At 58.1% G+C, this 8540-nt stretch carries 9 protein-coding genes and 1 tRNA gene; 9 read left to right on the forward strand and 1 reads right to left on the reverse strand.

Translation table 11 applies throughout. From position 1 onward, the window contains the following. Positions 1-11 precede the first annotated feature (11 nt). Entirely contained in the window at positions 12-557 is a 546-nt protein-coding gene (gene tatB, locus ABH944_RS39205; protein ID WP_404613557.1) for a Sec-independent protein translocase protein TatB, read from the forward strand. Positions 558-626: 69 nt separating this feature from the next. Next, complete coding sequence (gene tatC, locus ABH944_RS39210) at positions 627-1427, forward strand: twin-arginine translocase subunit TatC (protein WP_404613554.1); 801 nt, start codon at positions 627-629, stop codon at positions 1425-1427. Positions 1428-1538: 111 nt separating this feature from the next. Here the strand turns inward: tatC and ABH944_RS39215 are convergent, their stop codons facing one another. Next, positions 1539-2762: a Do family serine endopeptidase gene (locus tag ABH944_RS39215; protein ID WP_062092247.1), complete on the reverse strand. Its 1224-nt coding sequence runs from the start codon at positions 2760-2762 to the stop codon at positions 1539-1541. Positions 2763-2782: 20 nt separating this feature from the next. Here ABH944_RS39215 and ABH944_RS39220 point away from each other — a divergent pair, with 20 nt between their 5' ends. The 7 genes from ABH944_RS39220 (at position 2783) to ABH944_RS39250 (ending at position 7903) form a co-directional block, all read left to right on the forward strand. Next, entirely contained in the window at positions 2783-3529 is a 747-nt protein-coding gene (locus tag ABH944_RS39220) for a Nif3-like dinuclear metal center hexameric protein (RefSeq protein WP_404613551.1), read from the forward strand. A 204-nt stretch (positions 3530-3733) separates the two neighbouring features. Then, positions 3734-4354, forward strand: a complete 621-nt coding sequence (petA, locus tag ABH944_RS39225; protein ID WP_404613549.1) for a ubiquinol-cytochrome c reductase iron-sulfur subunit — start codon at positions 3734-3736, stop codon at positions 4352-4354. Next, positions 4354-5736 carry a cytochrome b gene (locus ABH944_RS39230; protein ID WP_404613547.1) on the forward strand — a complete coding sequence of 461 codons (1383 nt, stop codon included), beginning with the start codon at positions 4354-4356 and terminating at the stop codon, positions 5734-5736. The genes petA and ABH944_RS39230 overlap by 1 nt, the downstream gene beginning before the upstream one ends. A 32-nt stretch (positions 5737-5768) precedes the next feature. After that, positions 5769-6521 carry a cytochrome c1 gene (locus ABH944_RS39235; RefSeq protein ID WP_404613545.1) on the forward strand — a complete coding sequence of 251 codons (753 nt, stop codon included), beginning with the start codon at positions 5769-5771 and terminating at the stop codon, positions 6519-6521. Between the two features lie 97 nt (positions 6522-6618). After that, a complete protein-coding gene (locus tag ABH944_RS39240) occupies positions 6619-7230 on the forward strand; it encodes a glutathione S-transferase N-terminal domain-containing protein (protein WP_031362199.1) in 612 nt (203 codons plus the stop codon). A 63-nt stretch (positions 7231-7293) separates the two neighbouring features. Further along, complete coding sequence (locus ABH944_RS39245; RefSeq protein ID WP_404613542.1) at positions 7294-7809, forward strand: ClpXP protease specificity-enhancing factor; 516 nt, start codon at positions 7294-7296, stop codon at positions 7807-7809. Between the two features lie 18 nt (positions 7810-7827). Next, a tRNA-Thr gene (locus tag ABH944_RS39250) sits at positions 7828-7903 on the forward strand. The last annotated feature ends 637 nt before the right edge of the window (positions 7904-8540 follow it).

Here is an 8540-nt window from a genome sequence, read left to right on the forward strand (position 1 = left end):
TCTTCGATTCCATGCTCGACCTTGGTCTGACCAAAATGGCGCTGATCGGCGTCGTCGCGCTGGTAGTGCTCGGGCCGGAACGCTTGCCCGGCGTGGCGCGAACTGCGGGCGCGCTGTTCGGCCGCGCGCAGCGGTATATCAACGACGTCAAGGCCGAAGTCTCGCGCGAGATGGAACTCGACGAGTTGAAGAAGATGCGTACCGAGTTCGAAACGGCGGCATCGAATGTCGAGAACAAGATTCACGACAATCTTCGCCAGCACGAAAACGAACTCAACGAGGCGTGGAACCAGGGCACGTCGGTGTCCGACAGCGTGGCGGGCGGCGGTGACCCGAATCTGACGCACGTTTCCGGCGACACTTGGCGTTCGAACGCGGACAACACGTTCAGCAGCAACGCGTCGCCTACGAAACGCAAGAACTGGCGCGTCAAGCAGGCCGCCATTCCGAACTGGTACAAGCGCACCACGTTGCGCAAGACGCGCGTTCAGTCAGGTGCGGCGCGCGTGGCGCGGCATACACCTGAGACGCTGCGCCGTCCCACGCGGTTTTTCTGATGTTTGCTTCGCTTTCATTGCGCGAATACCTACTTCCCTTCCATCGATGAATCCCAGCAGAGGGCCGGCGTGAGCGACCCGCAACAGATTAAAGACGAGCCCGTCGAAGAGACGTTTATCTCGCACCTGGTCGAACTGCGTGACCGCATCATCCGCGCAGGCGCTTCAGTCATCGTCGTGTTCATCGGGCTGGTTTATTGGGCACCGGATATCTTCCGGCTGCTCGCGCGTCCGCTGATGCAGAATTTGCCGAAGGACGGCAAGATGATTGTCACCGACGTCACCGGCTCGTTCTTCGTGCCGATGAAGGTGACCATGATGGTCGCGCTGGTGATAGCGCTGCCTATCGTGCTGTATCAGATCTGGGCGTTTATCGCGCCGGGGCTGTATCAGCATGAGAAGAAGCTGGTCGTGCCGCTGGTCGGAAGCAGCTATGTCCTGTTCCTGTGCGGCATGGCGTTCGCGTATTTCGTCGTGTTTCCCACTATTTTCCGCGTGATGGCGCATTACAACGCGCCGCTCGGTGCGGAAATGACGACGGATATCGACAATTACCTGAGTTTCGTCCTCACCATGTTCCTGGCATTCGGCGTGACCTTCGAGGTGCCGATCATCGTGGTGATCCTGGCGCGCATGGGGTTCGTGACGATCAAGAAACTGCGGCAGATCCGGCCGTATGTGATTGTTGGTGCGTTCGTGATTTCCGCTGTGGTGACGCCGCCGGACGTGTTCTCGCAATTGATCCTGGCCGTGCCGCTGATCATTCTTTACGAGGTCGGCATCATTGCGGCACGGCTGATCGTGGGCAAGGACAAGATCAAGGAGCAGGAAGCGGAAGCCGCGGAGGACGCGAAACGAGAAGGGGATTGAGGGTTTCAGCGGGCGGATGACGGTGGGAAAGCGAAGGGGCCGTTCCAAACCACGTTTGGAACGGCCCCTTTGTCTTTGTATCGCACACGTCATGGCGAGTTGCAGATCGCCTCACTCGTCGCTTTGATCTCCACCGCCATTGTCATCGTCCGGCGGCTGGGGCTGTTTGGGCTGCATCGGCCGTTTGCCGATCACCACGCTCAAGTCCAGCTCCTTGCTCTTGCGCATCAGATGCACCTTCACCGATGTCCCCGGCTTGATCTGCGCGACTACGTTCAGCAGGCGCGTGGTGTCGGTGATGGTGTCGTCGTTGATGCTGATCAGGATGTCGCCGGGCTTGATGCCCGCTTTGTCGGCCGGTCCGCCCTGCAATACGCCTGCCACGATCGCGCCGGACTTTTGCTCGAGCCCGAACGATTCCGCGATCTCCGGCGTCACGTCCTGCGGTTCCACGCCAATCCAGCCGCGCGTGACCGTGCCTGTGGTGATGATGCTCTCAAGCACGCTGCGCGCCGTTGACACGGGAATGGCGAAGCCGATCCCGAGCGAGCCACCGCTGCGCGAATAAATTGCCGTATTGATGCCAAGCAGATTGCCGTTCACGTCCACCAGCGCACCGCCCGAATTCCCCGGGTTGATGGCCGCGTCGGTCTGGATAAAATTCTCGAAGGTATTGATGCCGAGGTGATTGCGCCCGAGTGCGCTGACAATACCCATGGTCACCGTCTGCCCGACCCCGAACGGATTGCCGATCGCCAGCACCACGTCGCCCACGCGCGTCTGGTCCATGCGGCCGAGCGTGATGGTGGGCAGGTTCGTCATGTTGATTTTCAGCACGGCGAGATCGGTTTCCGGATCCACGCCGATCACTTTCGCCGACGACGTCCGTCCGTCAGCCAAAGCAACTTCGATCTGATCAGCCCCATCGACGACATGTTGGTTCGTTAGAATGTAGCCTTCGGAGCTGACAATCACGCCTGAGCCGAGATTCGACGCCGGCGTTTCGTCGCCCTTGCGCTTGTTCTTGTCACCGAAGAAATAGCGGAACAGCGGGTCTTTCGCGCGCGGATCGGGCGGTAACGTGCCGTCTTTGCTCGAAAACACGTTGACCACGGCGGGCATGGCTTTCTGTGCGCCATCCGCATAGGACGACTGGGCAGGCCGGGAACCGATGCTCGGCGCAACTTCCTGCAACGCGACGATCGGTTCGGCGAGTTGCTTGCCGAACGTTCCCTGGCGTTGAAGCCACTGCGGTTTCAAGGTCGCGACGATGAACATCAGCGCCAAAAGCACGGTCACCGCTTGGGCAAAAAACAGCCAGAAGCGTCTAAGCATTTGATGGAATAGAGGAATTCATGGATCGGATCGAACTAGAATTGTATCTGAACAATCTGCTTGAAATCGGGCGCTTCAAGGACTATTGCCCGAATGGTCTGCAGGTTGAAGGCTCACGTCGCGTGAGCAAACTGGCGACCGGCGTCACGGCGTCGCAAGCGTTCCTGGATGCGGCCATCGAGTGGGGCGCCGACGCCGTGCTCGTCCATCACGGCTACTTCTGGAAGAACGAAGCGCCGCAGGTCATCGGGCGCAAATACCGGCGGCTGAAAACGCTGCTGGACCACGATATCAACCTGTTCGCGTACCACCTTCCGCTCGATTCGCATCCCGAGTTCGGTAACAACGCCCAACTCGGCGCGCGTCTTGGGTTGATCGCGGATAACCGCTTCGGCGACCAGGAACTCGGGTGGATCGCGTCGTTGCCGGTGCCGTTGTCGCTTGAGCATTTCACCGCCACGGTCGAGAACGAAGTCGGGCGCAAGCCGCTCGTGTTCGGCAATCCTGATTGGGAACTGCGTCGCGTGGCCTGGTGCACAGGCGGCGCGCAGGGCTTTTTCGACGAAGCCATTGCCGCCGGTGCCGACGTCTACATCAGCGGCGAAGTCTCCGAGCAGACCATGCACATCGCGGCGGAAAGCGGCGTGGCCTACGTTGCGGCAGGGCATCATGCCACTGAACGGTACGGCGTCCAGGCGCTCGGCGCCCATGTGGCCGAGCATTTCGATATCGAGCATGTCTTTATCGATATTGATAATCCGGTGTGATTATCTTGCGGTGCAATAAATAATCGAATGGGTTAAATGACCCCTTCATTCGATAGTCACGATAAGTGCGGGGAAACCCTTAAGAATGAAGGACTTCGAGCGTTTTTTGCTATTCAACTCTTGTAAATGACGACTCCATTCGCGCACACTAGCGTCGGTAGAACGAACTGACGGTATAAATCCAACTCAGAAGTGGGGCGTGTGATGCGAGACAACGAAGATCAACGCGTCGACGGCAGCCGCCGAACCTGGCTGATCACGACGACCGTAATGGGCGGAATTGGTGGCGTAGCGGCTTGCGTCCCGTTCGTCGGGTCGTTTGCACCGTCGGAGAAGGCCAAGGCAGCGGGCGCGCCGGTCGAAGTCGATATATCAGGTCTCAAGCCTGGTGACCTGATGACGGTCGCCTGGCGCGGCAAGCCGGTCTGGATTCTGAACCGTACCGACGAAATGCTCGCCGACGTGAAGAAGGCCGATCCCGAGCTCGCCGACCCGCAGTCGAAGAAAGTATTCAGCATGCCGCTGCCGGAATACTGCAATAACGAATACCGCTCGCGCACTGATCACAAGAACCTGCTTGTTGCCGTGGCCGTTTGCACGCACCTTGGCTGCACCCCTACGCCGCGCTTTCAGGAAGGCGCCCAGCCCAATCTCCCCGACGACTGGCCCGGCGGTTTTCTCTGCCCGTGCCACGGCTCGACCTATGACCTGGCCGGCCGTGTGTTCAAGAACAAGCCCGCACCGGACAACCTGGACATTCCGCCTTACATGTTCACTTCGGCGACGTCACTCGTGATTGGCAAGGACGAAAAGGGAGAAGCGTAATGGCGGCGACCGATAAAGAAGTGGAAACAACAGGTTTTTTGGGCTGGATCGACCGGCGCTTTCCGCTGACATCGACCTGGAAGACGCACGTTTCCGAGTACTACGCACCAAAGAATTTCAATTTCTGGTACTTCTTCGGCTCACTGGCGCTGCTCGTGCTCGTGAACCAGATCGTCACCGGCATCTTCCTGACGATGAACTACAAGCCCGATGCAACGCTTGCGTTTGCATCGGTCGAATACATCATGCGTGAGGTGCCGTGGGGCTGGCTGATCCGCTACATGCACTCCACCGGCGCGTCGATGTTCTTCGTCGTCGTGTATCTGCACATGTTTCGCGGGCTGTTATACGGCTCGTATCGCAAGCCGCGCGAACTCGTGTGGATCTTCGGCTGCGCGATTTTCCTGTGCCTGATGGCCGAAGCGTTCTTCGGTTACCTGCTGCCGTGGGGCCAGATGTCGTTCTGGGGCGCACAGGTGATCGTGAACCTGTTCTCGGCCATTCCGTTCATCGGCCCGGATCTGTCGCTCTGGATTCGCGGCGATTACGTGGTGTCGGACGTGACGCTCAACCGCTTCTTCGCGTTCCATGTGGTCGCCATTCCGCTCGTGCTGATCGGTCTGGTGGTTGCTCATCTGGTCGCGTTGCACGAAGTGGGATCGAATAACCCGGACGGCATCGAGATCAAGGCCAAGAAGGACGAAAAGGGCATTCCGCTCGACGGCATCCCGTTCCATCCGTATTACTCCGTCCACGATTTCATGGGCGTCTGCGTGTTCCTGTTCATCTTCGCCGCGATCATTTTCTTCGCGCCGGAAATGGGCGGCTACTTCCTGGAAGCCAATAATTTCGTGCCGGCGAACTCGCTGCAGACACCGAACGAGATCGCGCCCGTGTGGTACTTCACCGCCTTCTACGCCATGCTGCGCGCGACCACCGACCCGTTCAAGATCGTGCTGATGATCGTGGTGGCTTTGCTGGGCGTGCTGGCGCTGCTGCGAGCGCGTGGAAAATGGCGATTTGGCTTGCCGGTGCTGGCGTTGCTGCTGGTCGTGTTCATGGCGCTGACCGAATCGAAATTCTGGGGCGTGGTGGTGATGGGCACGGCCGTGGTGTCGCTGTTCTTCTTGCCATGGCTTGATCGAAGTCCCGTCAAGTCGATCCGGTACCGGCCGCTTTTCCACAAGGTGTTCTACGGCGTCTTCGTGTTTGCGTTTTTGGTGCTGGGCTATCTGGGCACGAAACCGCCGTCGCCGGCGAGCACGCTGATTGCGCAGATTTGTGCGTTGATTTATTTTGGGTTTTTCCTCGGCATGCCCTTCTGGACGACGCGCGGCCGCTTCAAGCAGCCGCCCGACCGCGTGCGGTTCAAGCCGCATTGACCCGCGCCCAGACAGCAACAGGAGACATGACGATGAAAAAATGGTTTTCTACCCTCGCGGTGATTGGCGTGGCACTGCTGTCGTTCGGCTTGACGCCGGCGCACGCGCAGGAAGTTCCGCTAGACGCCGCGCCCGATAGCTCCGAAAATTTTGCTTCGCTTCAACATGGCGCAAAATTGTTTGTAAACTATTGTCTGAATTGCCACAGTGCCAATTTGATGCGATACAACCGGCTGACGGATATCGGCATCGATCCGAAGGAGATCCAGGCGAATTTGCTGTTCACCACGGACAAGGTTGGTAACACGATGACGATCGCCATGCGCCCCGATGACGCAAAAACGTGGTTCGGGGCAGCGCCGCCGGATTTGTCGGTGGAGGCGAGGGCACGCGGCAAGGATTGGATCTACACGTACTTGCGCAGTTTTTATCGCGACGATACCCGGCCGACCGGCTGGAACAATCTAGTGTATGAAAACGTCGCTATGCCGCACGTGCTGTGGGAGTTGCAGGGTGTACGGACGGCGAAATTCGATACCGAAGTCGACGAAAAAACCGGTGAAAAGACCAAACATTTCGCGGGTTATACCCAAGTGACTCCGGGGACGATGTCGCCAGTAGATTATGATTCGGCTATGGCCGATCTGGTTTCGTACCTTTCGTGGATGGCGGAACCGGCCCAGCAGGAGCGAAAGCAACTGGGTGTCTGGGTCCTGATGTTCTTGGGAGTTTTGAGCTTTCTGGCGTGGCGCCTCAACGCGGCATACTGGAAGCAAATTAAATAACACGCCGCGATCGGTGTGGGTCAGCGTCGGCAAAGCGCCTCCTAGCAGGCGCTTTTCGCACGCTGGCCCTTATGTTTTTCTGAAGGGACTTTTAATCATGATGGTTTTGTACTCCGGCACTACCTGCCCGTTCTCCCAGCGCTGCCGGCTGGTGTTGTTCGAAAAGGGCATGGACTTCGAAATCCGCGATGTTGACTTGTTCAACAAGCCGGAAGACATCGCGGTGATGAATCCGTACGGCCAGGTTCCCATTCTGGTCGAACGCGACCTGATCTTGTACGAATCGAACATCATCAACGAATACATCGACGAGCGTTTTCCGCATCCGCAACTCATGCCGGCCGATCCGGTGCAGCGCGCCCGCGCTCGCCTGTTCCTGCTGAACTTCGAGAAAGAGCTGTTCGTGCACGTCGGCACGCTGGAAAACGAAAAGGGCAAGGCAGCGGAAAAGAATCACGAGAAGGCGCGCAACGCCATCCGCGATCGTCTGACGCAACTCGCTCCCATTTTCCTGAAGAACAAGTACATGCTCGGCGAAGAGTTTTCCATGCTCGACGTCGCCATCGCGCCGTTGCTGTGGCGTCTGGATCACTATGGGATCGAGCTGTCGAAGAACGCTGCGCCGTTGATGAAGTATGCTGAACGGATTTTCAGCCGGCCGGCTTACATCGAAGCGCTGACGCCTTCGGAAAAGGTGATGCGTCGCTAATATTTTCGATGGCGGGGTGCGCCGGCTCGACCGGCGCGCGCCCCTTCGATAGAGGGCAAGTCGATGCAAGAAATATCCACCAAGCCTTATCTACTGCGCGCGCTCTATGAGTGGTGCACGGATAACGGCTTTACGCCGCATATTGCGGTGCGGGTCGACAACGGCACGCGCGTGCCGCGTCAATTCGTGCGCAACGACGAGATCGTTCTGAACATCAGCTTCGAGGCTACGAGCCAGTTGCAGATGGGTAATGAGTGGATCGAATTCAGTGCGCGCTTTTCTGGCAAGTCGCACAAGATCGAGGTGCAGGTCACCAACGTGCTGGCTATCTATGCACGAGAGAATGGCCAGGGCATGGCCTTTCCCGTTGATCCCGCTGCGATTGGTGCTGCGCCGGACGTGTCGGGCGAGGACGGACCGCGATCGTCGGAGCTGGGTCCGGACGAAAACGGGACTGAGCGGATCGAGCAACGTGAGACGGTCGCGTCTGCAAGAGAGGCACGAGATGACGATGAGTCTCCTCCTGACGACGATGGATCTAAATCATCTGGTCGAGGTCACCTCAAGGTCGTCAAATGAAGTAAAATCGCTGACTTCGCCGGCTTAGCTCATCAGGTAGAGCAGTTGATTTGTAATCAGAAGGTGGCGGGTTCGAGTCCTGCAGCCGGCACCAGTTTGGCGTTTCATGATGTACCAAGATGTTGTTCGACCCCGCGCCCGGTAACGGTTCGCGGGGTTTTTGTTTTTGGCGGGCATTAAACCGTTTGGCGTTGAATGACGCGCTTGGCGTTGTTCGTGACGGGACATTCGCGTCGTCGTTCGCCGCAAGGCAGGACCTTGGTTCGAAGAGCGGGTCCGTTTCTGAGATGGCGTCCGGGAGCAAATTTCCGAAACGATAGCGAGTTGGCCCCTGATTCAACCTCGACGTTCCTTCAGGAGGTTTTCTCGATGGAATCACGCACGGGCCTGGTTCTTCCTCGTATTTCGCCGGATTCGCGCGGACTCTTCACGTACTCTTAATATTCTTTTCACAAACCGCTTGCGCAACGTCTGGGAGGGCACTAGAATTCGGCCTCTTCGCTTCTGGATGAGGCGAAGAGAAGCGGGAAGTAAGGGCGTTAGCTGTTCAATTTCGGTAGCCGGAGAGCCAAGCAGGGCGGCGCTTCGAGGGAATTGAAAAGTCCAGGTAGTCGAGATGATGTTTGTCACGAAGCGGTAAAAAACCTGTTGACGAAAAGCGAAACGCAGGACATAATCTCGTTTCTGTGCTGCAGATGCAGCGACGCGAAAGCGGCAGGGTTCTGGTGGTT

The organism is Caballeronia udeis (assembly GCF_044909315.1).
GTDB lineage: Bacteria > Pseudomonadota > Gammaproteobacteria > Burkholderiales > Burkholderiaceae > Caballeronia > Caballeronia udeis_A.